The 15701-nt window shown below is 58.4% G+C and carries 16 protein-coding genes; 6 read left to right on the top strand and 10 right to left on the bottom strand.

Annotated elements, in window-relative coordinates; genetic code table 11:
• Positions 1-118: 118 nt before the first annotated feature.
• Complete coding sequence (locus RY831_RS24990; protein WP_326509088.1) at positions 119-1429, bottom strand: homoserine dehydrogenase; 1311 nt, start codon at positions 1427-1429, stop codon at positions 119-121.
• Between the two features lie 137 nt (positions 1430-1566).
• Positions 1567-2796: a pyridoxal phosphate-dependent aminotransferase gene (locus tag RY831_RS24985; protein WP_326509087.1), complete on the bottom strand. Its 1230-nt coding sequence runs from the start codon at positions 2794-2796 to the stop codon at positions 1567-1569.
• A 189-nt stretch (positions 2797-2985) separates the two neighbouring features.
• On the opposite strand from RY831_RS24985, the gene RY831_RS24980 reads away from it, so the two are divergent.
• The 3 genes from RY831_RS24980 to RY831_RS24970 all read left to right on the top strand — a co-directional run bounded on the left by RY831_RS24980 (position 2986) and on the right by RY831_RS24970 (position 5950).
• A complete protein-coding gene (locus tag RY831_RS24980) occupies positions 2986-3363 on the top strand; it encodes an Mth938-like domain-containing protein (protein WP_326509086.1) in 378 nt (125 codons plus the stop codon).
• Between the two features lie 249 nt (positions 3364-3612).
• A complete protein-coding gene (locus RY831_RS24975; RefSeq protein ID WP_326509092.1) occupies positions 3613-4089 on the top strand; it encodes a peroxiredoxin in 477 nt (158 codons plus the stop codon).
• A gap of 199 nt (positions 4090-4288) precedes the next feature.
• A complete protein-coding gene (locus tag RY831_RS24970) occupies positions 4289-5950 on the top strand; it encodes a PhoH family protein (protein ID WP_326509085.1) in 1662 nt (553 codons plus the stop codon).
• A gap of 267 nt (positions 5951-6217) precedes the next feature.
• Here RY831_RS24970 and RY831_RS24965 read toward each other — a convergent pair whose 3' ends face one another.
• The 7 genes from RY831_RS24965 to rpsF form a co-directional block, all read right to left on the bottom strand.
• Positions 6218-7225 (bottom strand): inorganic phosphate transporter, encoded by a 1008-nt coding sequence (locus tag RY831_RS24965; protein WP_326509084.1) that lies wholly within the window; start codon positions 7223-7225, stop codon positions 6218-6220.
• A 90-nt stretch (positions 7226-7315) separates the two neighbouring features.
• Positions 7316-7942, bottom strand: coding sequence for a DUF47 domain-containing protein (locus tag RY831_RS24960; RefSeq protein ID WP_151638342.1), 627 nt, complete (start codon positions 7940-7942; stop codon positions 7316-7318).
• 122 nt (positions 7943-8064) lie between these two features.
• Positions 8065-9450 carry a replicative DNA helicase gene (locus tag RY831_RS24955; protein ID WP_326509083.1) on the bottom strand — a complete coding sequence of 462 codons (1386 nt, stop codon included), beginning with the start codon at positions 9448-9450 and terminating at the stop codon, positions 8065-8067.
• Between the two features lie 378 nt (positions 9451-9828).
• Positions 9829-10284 carry a 50S ribosomal protein L9 gene (gene rplI, locus RY831_RS24950; RefSeq protein ID WP_326509082.1) on the bottom strand — a complete coding sequence of 152 codons (456 nt, stop codon included), beginning with the start codon at positions 10282-10284 and terminating at the stop codon, positions 9829-9831.
• A gap of 26 nt (positions 10285-10310) precedes the next feature.
• Entirely contained in the window at positions 10311-10595 is a 285-nt protein-coding gene (gene rpsR / locus RY831_RS24945; protein ID WP_007882558.1) for a 30S ribosomal protein S18, read from the bottom strand.
• A gap of 20 nt (positions 10596-10615) precedes the next feature.
• Positions 10616-10918: a primosomal replication protein N gene (gene priB / locus RY831_RS24940; RefSeq protein WP_326509081.1), complete on the bottom strand. Its 303-nt coding sequence runs from the start codon at positions 10916-10918 to the stop codon at positions 10616-10618.
• A gap of 18 nt (positions 10919-10936) precedes the next feature.
• Entirely contained in the window at positions 10937-11305 is a 369-nt protein-coding gene (gene rpsF / locus RY831_RS24935) for a 30S ribosomal protein S6 (RefSeq protein ID WP_326509080.1), read from the bottom strand.
• Positions 11306-11561: 256 nt separating this feature from the next.
• Between rpsF and lexA the strand changes: the two genes are divergently transcribed.
• Complete coding sequence (gene lexA / locus RY831_RS24930; RefSeq protein WP_326509079.1) at positions 11562-12224, top strand: transcriptional repressor LexA; 663 nt, start codon at positions 11562-11564, stop codon at positions 12222-12224.
• A gap of 56 nt (positions 12225-12280) precedes the next feature.
• Here the strand turns inward: lexA and RY831_RS24925 are convergent, their stop codons facing one another.
• Positions 12281-13039: an RNA methyltransferase gene (locus RY831_RS24925; RefSeq protein ID WP_326509078.1), complete on the bottom strand. Its 759-nt coding sequence runs from the start codon at positions 13037-13039 to the stop codon at positions 12281-12283.
• Positions 13040-13159: 120 nt separating this feature from the next.
• Between RY831_RS24925 and RY831_RS24920 the strand changes: the two genes are divergently transcribed.
• Together RY831_RS24920 and RY831_RS24915 are read left to right on the top strand one after the other, a co-directional pair.
• Positions 13160-13954 (top strand): inositol monophosphatase family protein, encoded by a 795-nt coding sequence (locus RY831_RS24920; protein WP_326509077.1) that lies wholly within the window; start codon positions 13160-13162, stop codon positions 13952-13954.
• A 179-nt stretch (positions 13955-14133) separates the two neighbouring features.
• Positions 14134-15543: a DEAD/DEAH box helicase gene (locus RY831_RS24915; protein WP_326509076.1), complete on the top strand. Its 1410-nt coding sequence runs from the start codon at positions 14134-14136 to the stop codon at positions 15541-15543.
• Positions 15544-15701: the final 158 nt, after the last annotated feature.

The following is a 15701-nucleotide window of genomic DNA, read 5'->3' as shown; positions in this document are numbered from 1 at the left end:
CGACCGGGCCGTGAAGGCCTTGCCACATCGTTACACCGTTCGTGTCCTCAAGAAAAACCTTAACTGAACGGCATTACCGGCAAGCGGGCGCTTTTTTTATCCTCGGAGGGAGCGTAGATCAGCTCAGCTGTTCGAGGCGGATCTTCGTGACCTGGCCCACCACGGTGGACAAGGCTTCGATCTTCGCAATCGCGGCTACGACATTCTTTTCCTGCGTCTGGTGCGTCAAGATGATGATGTCGGCGCGCGGTTCACCCTCTTCCGGTTCCTTCTGCAGCATCGCATCGATAGAGATGGTGGAGTCGGCGAGGATGCGCGTGATGTCGGCCAGCACGCCGGGCTGGTCGGCGACCTGCATGCGCAGGTAGTAGCTGGTCGTGACTTCCGACATCGGCAGGATCGGCGTGTCGTTCATCGAATCCGGCTGGAATGCCAGGTGCGGCACGCGGTGTTCCGGATCGGCGGTCGCCAGGCGCGTGATGTCGACCAGGTCGGCGATCACCGCCGATGCGGTCGGCTCGGAGCCGGCGCCCTTGCCGTAGTACAGCGTCGCGCCGACCGCATCGCCGTGCACCAGCACCGCATTCATCGCGCCTTCCACGTTGGCGATCAGGCGCTTGGCGGGAATCAGGGTCGGGTGCACGCGCAGCTCGATGCCCTGGGGCGTGCGCTTGGCGATGCCGAGCAGCTTGATGCGGTAGCCGAGTTGCTCGGCATAGCGGATATCGGTCGCCTGCAGCTTGGTGATGCCTTCCACGTGCGCCTTGTCGAACTGCACCGGGATGCCGAAAGCGATCGCGGACATGATCGTGGCCTTGTGGGCGGCGTCGACGCCTTCGATGTCGAAGGTCGGATCGGCCTCCGCATAACCGAGGCGCTGCGCTTCCTTGAGCACGACGTCGAAATCCAGGCCCTTGTCGCGCATTTCGGACAGGATGAAGTTGGTGGTGCCGTTGATGATGCCGGCCAGCCACTGGATGCGGTTGGCGGTCAGGCCTTCGCGCAGCGCCTTGATGATGGGAATGCCGCCGGCGACCGCCGCTTCGAACGCGACCATCACGCCCTTTTCCTGCGCCGCCTTGAAGATTTCATTGCCGTGCGTGGCCAGCAGCGCCTTGTTGGCGGTAACCACGTGCTTGCCGTTGGCGATGGCCTTCATGACCAGGTCGCGAGCGATGCCGTAGCCACCGATCAATTCGATCACGATATCGATGTCGGGGTGATTGACTACGAGGTTGGCGTCATTGACGACTTCACACTCGCCGTTGGTCAGCTCCCTGGCCCGTTCGGTATTGAGGTCCGCCACCATCGTAATCTGAATGCTGCGGCCGGCGCGGCGCGTAATCTCTTCCTGATTGCGCTTGAGGACATTGAATGTGCCGGAACCGACGGTACCGATGCCTAACAGACCAACTTTGATGGGTTTCATAGCGTTTGATATTGGATGAATTGCGGGACAAAATGCTGCCTGGGGACGGCATCCTGCTTACCTGGGTTGGCGGCGAATTACGCGCTTGCCACGTGCTTGCCGGCCTGGCTGCGGAAAGCCGGCCGGCGAACAATGCCTCAAGCCGTTCCGTGACGGCGGCGGTAGCCTTCAAGGAAACGGGCGATGCGGCCGACGGCTTCCGTCAGGTCGTCGGAGTTCGGCAGGAACACGACGCGGAAGTGATCGGGGCTGATCCAGTTGAAGCCGGTTCCCTGGACGATCAGCACCTTCTCTTCCGCCAGCAGTTCGTAGGCGAATTTCTGGTCGTCGTCGATCGGGTAAATCTTCGGATCGAGCTTGGGGAACATGTACAGCGCCGACTTCGGCTTGACGCAGGTGACGCCGGGAATTTCGGTCAGCAGCTTGTGCGCGAGGTCGCGCTGCTTCAGCAGGCGCCCGCCCGGGCCGACGAGGTCGTTGATGCTCTGGTAGCCGCCGAGCGCGGTCTGGATCGCATACTGGCCGGGTGCATTGGCACACAGGCGCATCGATGCCAGCATGTTCAGGCCTTCGATATAGTCCTTGGCCGGCTTCTTGTCGCCGGAAACCACCATCCAGCCGGCGCGATAGCCGCAGGAACGGTAATTCTTGGACAGGCCGTTCAGGGTAATGAACAGCACGTCGTCGGCCAGCGACGCGATCGAGGTATGGGTTTCGCCGTCGTACAGGGTCTTGTCGTAGATTTCGTCGGCGAACACGATCAGCTGGTGCTGGCGGGCGACGTCGACAATCTGCTGCAGCACTTCCACCGGATACAGCGCGCCGGTCGGATTGTTGGGGTTGATGACGACGATCGCCCTGGTATTGGGCGTGATCTTCTTCTTGATGTCTTCGATATCGGGAAGCCAGCCGGACTGCTCGTCGCAGACGTAATGCACAGGCTTGCCGCCGGACAGGCTGACCGCCGCCGTCCACAGCGGATAGTCGGGCGCCGGAACCAGCACCTCGTCGCCGCTGTTGAGCAGGGCGTTCATGCCCATGACGATCAGTTCGGATGCGCCGTTGCCGATGTAGATATCCTCGATCGTCACGCCGGAAATCTTCTTTTCCTGCGTGTAATGCATGATCGCCTTGCGCGGCGCGAACATGCCCTTGGAATCGGTATAGCCTGCGGCATTGCCCATGTTGATGATCATGTCATGGACGATTTCATCCGGCGCATCGAAGCCGAACACGGCAAGATTGCCGATATTGAGCTTGATGATCTTGTGGCCCTCTTCTTCCATCTGCTTGGCTTTCTCCAAGACAGGACCACGGATGTCGTAACAGACGTCTGCCAGCTTCCTGGACTTTTGAATCGGTCGCACTCGAGCCATCCCTTGTAGTTGATGCAAGACTTGGGATGCAATGCTGCACCGCCAAAAACATTCATTTTGCCCAAAGCAACCCGTTTTATCAATGCGTACGCTGCCCGGAAAACGGTGAAAGGCTACAATGCCCGAAGTTTTTTCACCCAGTTGCCGGAAATTTAAGTCATTTCGCTTGTCTATTGCGCCATGAAACTTCACACCACGCCCACCCAGCATTATCAAACTGTCACGCGCTATGAAGACGACGCCGTGGAAATCAATGCGGTAAGTTTCGATTACAGCCTGATTGTCCTGCCCGAAGTGCCGCCGGCAAAATGGCCTGTGACCTCCTTCGATGAATTGACGCCTGACCATTTCAGCCAGCTCGATGCCATACATCCCGACGTAGTGATCCTCGGCACTGGCAAGCGGCAGCGTTTCATTCATCCAAAGATCGTGGCCGCCCTGACGGCAAAACGGATCGGCGTTGAATGCATGGACAATGCCGCCGCCTGCCGCACCTACAACATCCTGATGGGAGAAGGCAGGAAAGCGGCGCTTGCGCTCATTTTTGAAAACGCTTGAATTGCCGAAATTCATCTCCATATCCATCGTACCGGAATGCCGCCGAGACGAAAGCGACATCGGTGAAACGGCCGATTGAAATTTGCGGCAAGGCCTGAGTGCGCTTCCCGGCCCGGCATTGCAGGCAGCGCAAACCTTTTCAAAACCAATAAAAATTCGCTAACATCCATGGTTGGGTTGCTGCTACCGACAGCAACCGATATTCAATCGTCGCCATCAGCGACCACCTACCCGGACCAGGAGACCAACGTGGCCGAAAGCCCCTCTGCATTGAACCTGAACGTACCCGATTTTTCAGCGCCCATGACCGGCGACAAGACCTTCAACTTGTCCGATTACCAGGGCAAAACCGTCGTGATCTACTTCTATCCGAAGGACAATACGCCGGGCTGCACGACCGAAGGCCTGCATTTCCGGGACCTTTATCCGCAGTTCCAGGCTGCCAATACCGAGATCTTCGGTATCAGCAGGGACAGTATCCGGTCGCACGAAGGTTTCAAGGCCAAGCTCGACCTGCCCTTCGAGCTCATTTCGGATCCGGACGAGACGGTGTGTAATTTGTTCGATGTCATGAAGATGAAAAACATGTACGGTAAACAGGTACGCGGAGTTGAGCGTACGACATTTATCATTGACGGCAACGGGAAGTTGGTGAAAGAATGGCGTGGAGTAAAGGTGCCCGGGCACGTGGACGAAGTCCTCGAGTTTGTGAAGGCACTTGCGTAGAGAATACAAAATACATTGAATCTAAAAGCTTTATTTCTCAGAAGGCCGTTTGTGGAAGAGGCATCGAGCCTCCCCCTCAAACGGCCTTTTTGCTCTGCAGTTTCCACCCGCCTCCCTTCTCAACCCGCAAACCCACCTTGCAGCAGCTGTTTAACCTCCGACGAGCCGTCAATTCAACATTTTCTAGACTGAGGTCCTGATGCCACTGCCAAAATTACCGACCAAACCAGGAACACTACTCTCCCCGCAGGAATACCCGAAGGCAGAGAAAGGCAAATCGGTAAAACCTGTAATGACGCTGGTTGAATCCACACCCCCACCCATCGAAGACACCCCGCCGCAGGCACGCGCCCGAACCACCGAGAAGGCGCCGGCAGCGAAGACGCGCGCCGCCAAGCCCAAGGCTGTGGAAACGCTGGTCAAATCGGGAGCCGGCCGTACGGCGGACAGGCAAGGCGTAACCAAGCTGTTTGTCCTGGATACCAACGTGCTGATGCACGATCCGACGTCCCTGTTCCGTTTCGAGGAACACGACGTCTACCTGCCGATGATGACGCTGGAGGAACTCGACAACCACAAGAAAGGCATGTCCGAAGTCGCCCGCAACGCTCGCCAGGTATCGCGCTCGCTCGATGCGCTGGTGGCAGGCGTGGCCGAGCACGAGATAGAAACCGGCATTCCGCTGGCCAAGCTCGGCAACAAGGATGCGAAGGGCCGGCTGTTTTTCCAGACCACGCTGCAGAATATCGAACTGCCGGAAGGTCTGCCGCAAGGCAAGGCGGACAATCAGATCCTGGGCGTGGTGCGGGCGCTCGAAGCGCAGTATCCCGGCCGTCCGGTGGTGCTGGTGTCGAAAGACATCAACATGCGCATCAAGGCGCGTGCGATGGGCTTGCCGGCGGAAGAGTACCTGAACGATCACGTCCTCGAAGACACCGATCTTCTCTACTCGGGCATCGTTCAGTTGCCGGACGATTTCTGGAACAAGCATGCCAAGGGCATGGAATCCTGGCAGGAAAACAAGCACGGCACAGGCTATACCTTCTATCGCGTCACCGGCCCGGTCGTGCCTTCCCTGCTGGTCAACCAGTTCGTCTTCCTGGAACCGAACAACGGCGAAGCGTCGTTCTACGGTCAGGTCAAGCAGATCAACGGCAAGACCGCGGTCCTGCAGACGCTGCGCGACTACACCCATGGCAAGAACGGCGTCTGGGGTGTCACCGCCCGCAACCGCGAACAGAACTTTGCGCTGAACCTGCTGATGAATCCCGAGTGCGATTTCGTCACCCTGCTCGGCCAGGCCGGCACCGGCAAGACCCTGCTCGCGCTGGCGGCAGGCTTGGCTCAGGTCCTGGAAACCAAGCTCTACAACGAAATCATCGTTACCCGCGTGACCGTGCCGGTGGGCGAAGACATCGGCTTCCTGCCGGGCACCGAGGAAGAGAAAATGTCGCCGTGGATGGGCGCGTTCGACGACAACCTGGAAGTGCTGAACAAGTCCGACAACGACGCAGGCGAATGGGGCCGTGCCGCCACCCAGGACCTGATCCGCTCGCGCATCAAGATCAAGTCGCTCAATTTCATGCGCGGCCGGACCTTCGTCAACAAGTTCCTGATCATCGATGAAGCGCAAAACCTGACGCCCAAGCAGATGAAGACCCTGGTCACGCGCGCCGGCCCGGGCACCAAGATCATCTGCCTCGGCAATATCGCGCAGATCGACACGCCGTATCTCACGGAAGGATCGAGCGGCCTGACCTACGTGGTGGACCGCTTCAAGGGATGGTCGCACAGCGGGCACGTGACGCTGGCTCGCGGCGAGCGCTCCCGCCTCGCGGACCATGCGAGCGATGTGCTTTAAGGCATAGCTCACCTGTGCCTGCCCGGCCTGCTCGAATCAGGCGCGGCGCAATAAAAAAGCCTGCAGCATTGCAGGCTTTTTTGTTTATCTAGAGCGGCTTCGCCCTGACCGGCCTAGTCGAGGCCGAGGCAGATTGCCGCTGGAACAAGGCGTGGCGACGCGACATGGCCAAGCCATGGCAAGGAGTCACAACGCAGTGCCGGCGGCAATCTGTCCGGGATCGGCAGGTAGGCCAGGGCGAAACCGCTTCAGTATCGAAGATTACAGTTACAGGATCTTGGTTCCGACCCACCATGCAATCGCCGCGACGAAGGCGGATGCCGGAATGGTGAATACCCAGGCCCAGACGATATTGCCGGCGACACCCCAGCGAACCGCGGACATCTTGCGCGACGAGCCGACGCCGACGATCGCGCCGGTGATTGTGTGCGTAGTCGACACCGGAATGCCGAGCCCGGTCGCAAGGAAAAGCGTGATCGCCCCGCCTGTCTCCGCGCAGAACCCGCCTACCGGCTTGAGCTTGGTGATCTTCTGGCCCATGGTTTTCACGATGCGCCAGCCACCGAACAAGGTACCCAGGCCGATGGCCGCATAGCAGGTGAGGACGACCCACATCGGCAGCGGATCACTCGCCGTCGAGTAACCGGCAGCGATGAGCAGCATCCAGATGATGCCCATGGTTTTCTGCGCATCGTTGCCGCCATGACCGAGGCTGTACATGGAAGCGGACACCAGCTGCATGCGGCGGAACCATTTGTCCACGCGCTGCGGCGTCGATCGCACGAACAGCCACGACACCAGCACCATCATGATGGTGCCGAACACGAACCCGAGCAGCGGTGACAGCACGATGAAGGAAATGGTCTTGATGAGCCCCGATGAAATGAGTGAGCTCGTGCCGGCCTTGGCAACCGCGGCGCCGACCAGGCCGCCTATCAGCGCGTGGGATGACGACGAGGGAATTCCGTAATACCAGGTCAGCACATTCCAGAAGATGGCGCCCACCAGCGCGCCGAAGACCACATAGTGATCGACCACCGCGGGCTCGATCGTGCCCTTGCCGACGGTGGTGGCCACCTTGAGCTGGAAGAAGAAGATAGCGATGACATTGAAGAAGGCGGCCATCGCGACCGCATGCTGGGGTTTCAGGACGCCGGTCGACACCACGGTGGCAATCGCATTGGCGGCGTCATGGAAGCCATTCATGAAATCGAACAGCAACGCCAGCGCGATCAGGAAGGCAAGCGTATAGATACTGATTTGAAGGGTATTCATGAGATTCTTATTTTATTCTGTGACAGACGCTGCGCGCCTCGTTTCATGCAGGCGTGCAGCGAGGCGCCGCGGCAGGCGAAATCCGTTCGCTCAGGCGTTTTCGACGATGATGCCTTCGATAATATTGGCCACGTCTTCGCAGCGGTCGGTCACCGTTTCCAGAATCTCGTAAATTGCCTTGAGCTTGATGAGGTTGCGCACATCGGGCTCGTCGCGGAACAGCTTGGACATGGCCGCCCGCATTACGTGATCGGCGTCCGATTCCAGACGGTCGATTTCCTCGCAGATGCCGAGTATCTGTGTCGAGTTATCCATGTTGTGCAGCAAGCCTACCGCCGCCTTGACCTTCTCCGTGCAGGCCAGGCAAAGCTCGGCAAGCCGCTTGGCTTCGGGCGTGATTGCCTTGATGTCATACAGCGAAATGGTCTGGCCGGCATCCTCGAGCAGGTCGAGAATGTCATCCATGCGGGTAATCAGCTTGTGGATATCGTCGCGGTCGAGCGGTGTGATGAAGGTCTTGTGCAGCAGATCCAATGTCTGGTGCGTCACCTTGTCGGCCTGCTTTTCCACGCTTTCGATGGCATGCACGCGGTTTTCCAGGTCGTCGAAGTTGGTCATCAGCGCAACCATTTCCTTCGCTCCTTTGACGCACAATTCGCCGTGCTGGATGAAAAGATCAAAGAATTTGCCCTCGTTGGGCATCAGTCGTCCGAACATGATTGCACTCTCAAATGTCGTATCGTTAAATTGGTGTCGGCGCTCCTCCGGTGCCGTTTTCCTCTTGCCTGGTACCGATCGTCTAATGCTTATTTCACATGGCGAGGAGCGCCGCGAATTGTCTACTCGTTGTCGAATACCGCGTTGCCACCGGTGTAATTGTCGAACTTGGTGTACTCCCCGAGGAAAGTCAGTCGCACGGTGCCGATCGGACCGTTACGCTGCTTGCCGACGATGATTTCCGCCGTACCCTTGTCCGGAGAATCGGGGTTATATACCTGATCCCGGTAGATGAACAGGATGACGTCCGCATCCTGTTCGATGGCGCCCGATTCGCGCAAGTCGGACATTACGGGTCGCTTGTTCGGGCGCTGTTCGAGCGAGCGGTTCAACTGGGACAGCGCAATGACGGGGCAATTGAGTTCCTTCGCCAATCCCTTGAGGTTTCGTGAAATCTCGGAAATCTCGGTCGCGCGGTTTTCACCCGGCGAACTGGCCGACATGAGCTGGATATAGTCGATGATGATCAGGCCGAGCCTGCCACACTGGCGCGCAAGCCGGCGCGAGCGCGCGCGCAGCTCGATCGAGCTCAGCGCAGGCGTCTCGTCGATGTAGATCTGCACCTCGTTCATCTTCTGGATGGCATGCGTCAGGCGCGGCCAGTCCTCGTCGTTCAGACGGCCCGTGCGCAGCCGGTGCTGGTCGAGGCGCCCCACCGAACCGAGCATACGCATCGCCAGCTGGGCACCGCCCATTTCCATGGAAAATACGGCCACCGGCAAGCCGCTGTCAATCGCAACGTTCTCACCGATGTTGATGGAGAAGGCAGTCTTACCCATCGACGGACGCCCGGCGACGATGATCAGGTCGCCAGGCTGCAGGCCCGAGGTCATCCGGTCGAGATCGACGAAACCGGTGGGCACGCCGGTGATGTCGTTTTGATTGTCGCGGTTGTACAGCTCGTCGATGCGCTCGACGACCTGGGTAAGCAGCGGCTGGATTTCAAGAAAGCCCTGGGCTCCGCGCGCGCCCTCCTCCGCGATGGCGAAGATTTTCGATTCGGCTTCGTCGAGCAGCTGCTTGACTTCCTTGCCCTGCGGATTAAAGGCCTGGCCGGATATTTCATCCGATACCGTGATCAGTTTGCGCAGCACGCCGCGATCGCGAACGATTTCCGCATAGCGGCGGATGTTTGCCGCCGAAGGCGTGTTCTGCGCCAATGCGTTCAGGTAGGTAAGACCACCGACCTCTTCGGCCTTGCCGCTGTTGGTCAGCGCCTCATAGACGGTGATCACATCCGCCGGACGGGTTGCATTGATCAGCTTGACGATGTGCTGAAAGATGACGCGGTGGTCGTAGCGATAGAAATCGTCTTCACTGACGAAGTCCGCAATACGGTCCCAGGCAGCATTGTCGAGCAGGAGGCCGCCGAGCACGGACTGTTCTGCTTCGATGGAATGAGGGGGGATGCGAAGCGCATCCAGCTGGGGATCAGTGCGGGTATTCATGGCGCGCATTATACCTTCTCGTCCAATACGGAAATACGCGTGGCACCGGAATTTCAGTTCCGTGACACAAATTTGTTGCATGTGGTGAATTGGCTAACCGAATGAAAGCCGCACGACAAGAAGCCTGGGACGAGCCCCGGAAATATTATGTTCGTTTAATTCAAAATCTTTCGGCAAGGGCAATAACGGTATCGGCGGCGTGGACGACATCCGGTTCCATATACCGTTATACCCTCTTTCAGGCGCCGTCAGCAGGCGGCATCGACGCGTCAAGCGTGGTAGTGCCAATTGCTAACGGCTCCGCCCGATAGGGCACGTTTTTCAAGCACAATAAAAAAAGCCAGCTTGCGCTGGCTTTTTGCACTGGTACTACTGAACTCAGACTTGCTGCTCGCCCACGATAGAAACAGTGATCTCGGCAACGACATCGGTGTGCAGTGCAACCGAAATCGGATGCTCGCCAACGACCTTCAGCGGACCTTGCGGCATGCGGATCTGAGCCTTCTCGACCGGGAAGCCCTGCTTGGTTACCGCGGCTGCGATATCGGCGTTAGTCACCGAACCGAACAGGCGGCCGTCAACGCCGGCTTTCTGGGAGATCTGAACAGTGGAGCCATTGAGCTTCTCGCCCTGTGCCTGCGCAGCTGCCAGCTTTTCAGCCGCAGCCTTCTCGAGGTCAGCACGCTTGGCTTCGAATTCGGCAACTGCTGTCGATGTGGCGCGACGGGCCTTGCGCTGGGGGATCAGGAAGTTACGTGCATAACCATCCTTGACCTTCACTACTTCACCGAGGTCGCCGAGATTAACGACTTTTTCCAACAGAATAACTTGCATTTCTTTCTCCTATTCTCAGTCGTCAATTAAGCGTTGTGCAGGTCGGTGTACGGCAGCAGTGCCAGATAACGTGCGCGCTTGATTGCGGTGTCGACCTGACGCTGATAGTGCGCCTTGGTGCCGGTCAGACGTGCCGGCATGATCTTGCCGTTTTCCTGGACGAAGTCCTTCAGGGTGTCGACGTCCTTGTAATCTACCTGTTCAACGCCGGCGGCGGTGAAGCGGCAGAATTTCTTGCGCTTGAACAGCGGGTTCTGCTGTTGGCGCTTTTGCTTGAGTTTGCTCTTGTCGAATTTTTTACCGAATGCCATGGTTGGCTCCTGTACTGTATCTAGTGATCTGGTGAATAAGTCTCGAATTCCGTCACATGGAAGACGAGACTTTTGCTGTTGCGGTTCTTGCGCGCGAGGAATCCGGTGAACGTGTACATGACGCCCAATTCAGCCTGATTGAACCGGCCGGAAATTTCTCCGGCCGCGACGGCGATCATCTCGAATTCAATCTGGCGAGGGATACCTGCCTCAATCTGCTCCGACACATGCATCAGCTTGGCTGAAACGATCGGTATGCCTGCCGGGGTGTAACGCATTACTTCGCGTTCGGCAATCGAGGCAATCAGACGAAACTGGTTCACACTCCCCTGCTGACGCAATTACGCCGCAGTTGCCTCGGAACGCTGGCTCTTGGCAGCATCTTCCTTCTGCACAGCCTTCATCATCGGGGACGGGGAAGTCTCGGCCTTCTTCATCTTGACGGTCAGGTGACGCAGGACGGCATCATTGAACTTGAAGCTGGTTTCAATTTCAGCCAGCGTCTCGCCGTCGCACTCGATATTCATGCAGACGTAATGCGCCTTGGCCAGTTTCTCGATCATGTAAGCCATTTGACGGCGGCCCCAGTCCTCAACGCGATGCACCTTGCCGTTGCGGGCGCTCACGATACCTTTGTAGCGCTCGATCATCGCAGGCACTTGCTCGCTCTGATCCGGATGGACGATAAAAACGATTTCATAATGACGCATGTAATCTCCTTATGGACGGATTAAACAATCGCCCACCCCGGCGTCAAGACGGGTGTGGGAAGAGGAAAGCCCGCTATGATAACCCGCCCTCAATAAAAGCTCAATACTTTCAGGGACTTATTCCGCCCGGTTTGCCTTATCCCGTGCTACGGTCAAAAGCCGCTTGCAATTGGACAAAAGCTGTATAAAAATACAGGCTGTCTATATCAACAGGGCTCTTCTCTCGCGAGACGCGTTCATTTCCTGGGCCGGAACCATGCTCAAACTCACTGCACGCCAGGAGCAAATCCTGAACCTCATCCGCGAAGCCATCGACAATACCGGCTTCCCTCCCACCCGCGCTGAAATCGCAAGCGAACTCGGCTTCAAGTCGGCCAATGCCGCGGAAGAACATTTGCAGGCACTCGCTCGCAAAGGCGCGATTGAAATTTCGCCAGGCACCTCCCGCGGCATCCGGCTGCTCGACATGAACGGCAACGGCACCGTCCGCTTCGGCGGCCACCAGCTGTCCTTGCCGCATCCATCGCTGATGCAGTTGAACTTGCCGCTGATCGGACGCGTCGCGGCCGGTTCGCCGATTCTTGCGAACGAACATGTCGAAGCCAATTATCGCGTCGACCCTTCATTGTTCTCCGCGAAGCCCGACTATCTCCTCAAGGTCAGGGGCTTGTCGATGCGGGACATAGGCATTCTTGACGGCGACCTGCTTGCAGTCAAGAAATCCGACACAGCGAAGAACGGCCAGATCGTCGTCGCCCGCCTCGGCGATGAAGTGACTGTCAAGCGTTACAAAAAAACAGGTTCGCTGATCGAACTGTTACCCGAAAATCCCGATTTCGAACCGATACGGGTTGATTCCGGTGATGAAAGCTTTGCCCTTGAAGGCCTGGCGGTCGGCTTGCTGCGCTCCTGGCACTGATTTACCGCATCAGGCCACGCTGAATCGGCGCGAAGTATTGAATATGCAAAGACTGTTCAATGCTTCGTTTTCGCAAGAATCTGGCGAGCAATGCCTCTGAGGATATTGACCTCTTCCGTTTCCAGTTGCGTCCGCGAAAATAAGCGACGCAGCCTGGGCATCAGCTTCTTAGGATTCTCCGGATCCAGGAATTCTATGGCGACCAAGGCTTTTTCTAGATGGTCATACATGCCATCTATCTGCGTCACGCCGGCCGCCTCCCCTTGAAATCCGATGGGCGAGGCACCAATTTCATTGCCGGTTTCAGCAACCCTCGCCTCATAGGCGAGAATCTGTACGGCTTGCGCAAGGTTCAATGAGGAATATGCCGGGTTGGCCGGAATATTGATCAATGCGTTGCAGCGCTCGATGATCTCGTTTGGCAAGCCGTAGCGCTCGCTTCCGAACACCAGTGCAGCATTCAGCAAAGGATCGCCAGCCAGGGTCGCGGCAAGCGACCTTGGCGTTGCCACCGGCGGAGAAAACTCCCGCAGGCGAGCGGTCAATGCAGCCGCGAAGTTGCAGCCATCGATGGCTTCCTCGAATGAACCGACCACGCGCGCCTTTTCCAGCACATCCTGTGCTCCACTGGCGAATGCGAGCGCTTCTTCCTGTGTGGTCGCGTCGGTGAACCGCGGGTTCACCAGAACCAGCTCCGAAAATCCCATTGTTTTCATTGCACGCGCGACCGCGCCGATATTGCCGGGATGACTTGTTTCGACAAGCACGAAGCGTAGCCGGGGAAAAACAGAAGTATTGGTTTGTGGCTGGTTCATTTAGAATAGCGGGATTGCGCGGCACGAAATCAGGTCTCCGATGCCGCATTGCTCATTAATATTATTTGATGCGGTTCCGAACGCGGTTGGCGTGGGAGCCGCAATTTTAACGGAACCTCTATGCATCCCATGCTGAATACGGCGGTCAAGGCCGCCCGTCGCGCCGCCTCGATTATCAATCGCGCAACTTTCGATCTCGATCGTATCCAGGTTACAGAGAAAAGGCACAACGACTTTGTGACCGAAGTGGACCAGGCCGCCGAGCAGGCGATCATCGACGTTCTGAAAACAGCATATCCCGACCACGCAATCCTTGCCGAAGAGTCCGGCGCATCGAGCAATCTCCATGACGAGAATGAAAATGTCTGGATCATCGATCCCCTCGACGGCACCACCAATTTCATCCACGGCTTTCCGCAATACTGCGTTTCGATCGCCTTGCAGCAGCGCGGCCAGATTACCCAGGCGGTCATCTTCGATCCGACTCGCAACGATCTCTTTACGGCCACCAAGGGCGCCGGGGCCTATCTGAATGAAAAGCGCATCCGTGTTGCACGTCGCGACAAGATGGCCGATGCCCTGATCGGTACTGGCTTCCCGTTCCGCGACATGGCGGGCCTGGACGAATACCTGAAGATGTTCAAGGTCATGACCGAAAAATGCGCAGGGCTTCGCCGCCCGGGCGCGGCCGCACTCGACCTGGCCTATGTCGCCGCCGGACGGCTTGACGGCTTCTTCGAGAAAGGACTGCAGACCTGGGACATGGCGGCCGGCTCGCTGCTGGTCACCGAAGCCGGCGGCATCGTCGGCAATTTTTCCGGCGATTCCGATTACCTTTACAAGGGCAATGTCATCGCCGGCAGCCCCAAGGTGTTTGCGCAGATGGTCAACCTGCTGTCGCCATTCGCCAAATAAGTTTTTCTCTTCAATGTGGACGGGTCGGGCGTGTCTTCACATGACACCTGCCCGAGTCGGGTGCGCAGTATTCCGCAGGCCTTACCCCCTGCCGCGCCGCTGATACAGCCTCGACACATTTCCACCGATAGCCTGTCTTCGGGCGTGATACCCGAACAGGCACCTTCTTGTGAGTTTCAATGTCTTTTTCCGAACTTGGCCTAGCCAGTGAAATCGTCCGCGCCGTTACCGAACAAGGCTACAGCGCCCCGACACCGATTCAGGCCCAGGCCATCCCTGCAGTATTGTGCGGCGGCGACCTGCTGGCCGGAGCCCAGACCGGCACCGGCAAGACCGCCGGCTTCACGCTGCCCCTGCTGCAACGCCTGTCCTCCACCCTCCCGAAGACCCCCGGCACCAGGCCGGTCCGCGCCCTCGTTCTTACACCGACGCGGGAGCTTGCCGCGCAGGTCGAGGACAGCGTGCGCACCTACGGCAAGTACCTCAAGCTGAAGTCCGCGGTCATCTTCGGCGGCGTCAATGTCAATCCGCAGATCAAGACGCTGGCCAACGGCGTCGACATCCTGGTGGCGACGCCGGGGCGCCTGCTCGACCATCTGCAGCAAGGCACCGTCAATCTCTCGCACGTTGAGATTCTGGTTCTCGATGAAGCGGACCGGATGCTGGACATGGGTTTCATCCGCGACATCCGCCGCATCCTGGCGATCTTGCCGAAGCAGCGCCAGAACCTGCTGTTCTCGGCCACTTTCTCGGACGAGATCAAGGCATTGGCCGACAGCCTGCTGAATTCGCCGGCAATGATCGAAGTGGCGCGGCGCAACTCCACCGTCGAAGTCATCAGCCAGAAAATCCACCCGGTGGACCGCAACCGCAAGCATCCGCTGCTGGCGCACCTGATCAAGTCGAACGACTGGACGCAGGTCCTGGTCTTCACCCGCACCAAGCATGGCGCGAACAAGCTCGTCGAACAGCTCGGCAAGGATGGCATCACCGGCATGGCCATCCACGGCAACAAGAGCCAGGCGGCCCGTACGCGTGCCCTGAGCGAATTCAAGGACGGCAGCCTGCAGGTGCTGGTTGCGACCGATATCGCGGCGCGCGGCATTGACATCGACCAGTTGCCGCACGTGGTCAATTATGACCTGCCCAACGTGCCGGAAGACTATGTGCACCGGATCGGTCGTACCGGCCGTGCCGGCGCAACAGGCGAGGCGGTATCCCTGGTCTGCGTCGATGAGCACGACATGCTCAAGGGCATTGAAAAGCTGATCAAGCGTTCGCTGCCGCAGGAGGTCATCCCCGGGTTCGAGCCCGATCCCAATGCCCGCCCGCAGCCGATTCAGTTGCGCAGCAATACTCCGCCAGCACGTGGCGGCAACGGCAATGGCGGCAGGCGCCAGGGCAATCCGGCAGGCAAGCAGGAGCGTCAGCACGCTGCGCCGCAACCCGCAGCCTCGAAGCCGCCCCACAAGAATCCGCCAAAAACCGGGGCGTTGCTGGCTGCGCCTTCATCAGCGAGACGGCCCGCCGGAAAAGCGCCGGCGGCCAAAACCCCTGCGCCGCAGCGCACTGGCGGCCGTGGCCGCTAAGATGAATCGGGCCCGGCATCCGGAATAGCGGAGCGGGGCTCGGCCATCGCCCATGCAGTCATGTCCCTCGCAAAAGCATTCCCCTTGAATGCTTCTTTGATTCAGGGCCGCTCCCGGCATTAAAATGGCAGATTATTGTTTGCCTGAAAAGAAAGACT

Source organism: Noviherbaspirillum album (assembly GCF_035916955.1).
GTDB classification, from domain to species: Bacteria; Pseudomonadota; Gammaproteobacteria; order Burkholderiales; family Burkholderiaceae_D; genus Noviherbaspirillum; species Noviherbaspirillum album.
Note: the sequence above shows the minus strand (reverse complement) of the source record. Positions and strands in the feature narration are given on the sequence as shown.

Excerpts from the sequence above, each read along its gene's own strand:
- RY831_RS24990 (WP_326509088.1), bottom strand. The coding sequence starts at position 1,429 with ATGAAACCCATCAAAGTTGGTCTGTTAGGCATCGGTACCGTCGGTTCC.
- RY831_RS24980 (WP_326509086.1), top strand. The coding sequence starts at position 2,986 with ATGAAACTTCACACCACGCCCACCCAGCATTATCAAACTGTCACGCGC.
- RY831_RS24970 (WP_326509085.1), top strand. The coding sequence starts at position 4,289 with ATGCCACTGCCAAAATTACCGACCAAACCAGGAACACTACTCTCCCCG.
- RY831_RS24965 (WP_326509084.1), bottom strand. The coding sequence starts at position 7,225 with ATGAATACCCTTCAAATCAGTATCTATACGCTTGCCTTCCTGATCGCG.
- RY831_RS24960 (WP_151638342.1), bottom strand. The coding sequence starts at position 7,942 with ATGTTCGGACGACTGATGCCCAACGAGGGCAAATTCTTTGATCTTTTC.
- RY831_RS24955 (WP_326509083.1), bottom strand. The coding sequence starts at position 9,450 with ATGAATACCCGCACTGATCCCCAGCTGGATGCGCTTCGCATCCCCCCT.
- rplI (WP_326509082.1), bottom strand. The coding sequence starts at position 10,284 with ATGCAAGTTATTCTGTTGGAAAAAGTCGTTAATCTCGGCGACCTCGGT.
- rpsR (WP_007882558.1), bottom strand. The coding sequence starts at position 10,595 with ATGGCATTCGGTAAAAAATTCGACAAGAGCAAACTCAAGCAAAAGCGC.
- rpsF (WP_326509080.1), bottom strand. The coding sequence starts at position 11,305 with ATGCGTCATTATGAAATCGTTTTTATCGTCCATCCGGATCAGAGCGAG.
- lexA (WP_326509079.1), top strand. The coding sequence starts at position 11,562 with ATGCTCAAACTCACTGCACGCCAGGAGCAAATCCTGAACCTCATCCGC.
- RY831_RS24925 (WP_326509078.1), bottom strand. The coding sequence starts at position 13,039 with ATGAACCAGCCACAAACCAATACTTCTGTTTTTCCCCGGCTACGCTTC.
- RY831_RS24920 (WP_326509077.1), top strand. The coding sequence starts at position 13,160 with ATGCATCCCATGCTGAATACGGCGGTCAAGGCCGCCCGTCGCGCCGCC.
- RY831_RS24915 (WP_326509076.1), top strand. The coding sequence starts at position 14,134 with ATGTCTTTTTCCGAACTTGGCCTAGCCAGTGAAATCGTCCGCGCCGTT.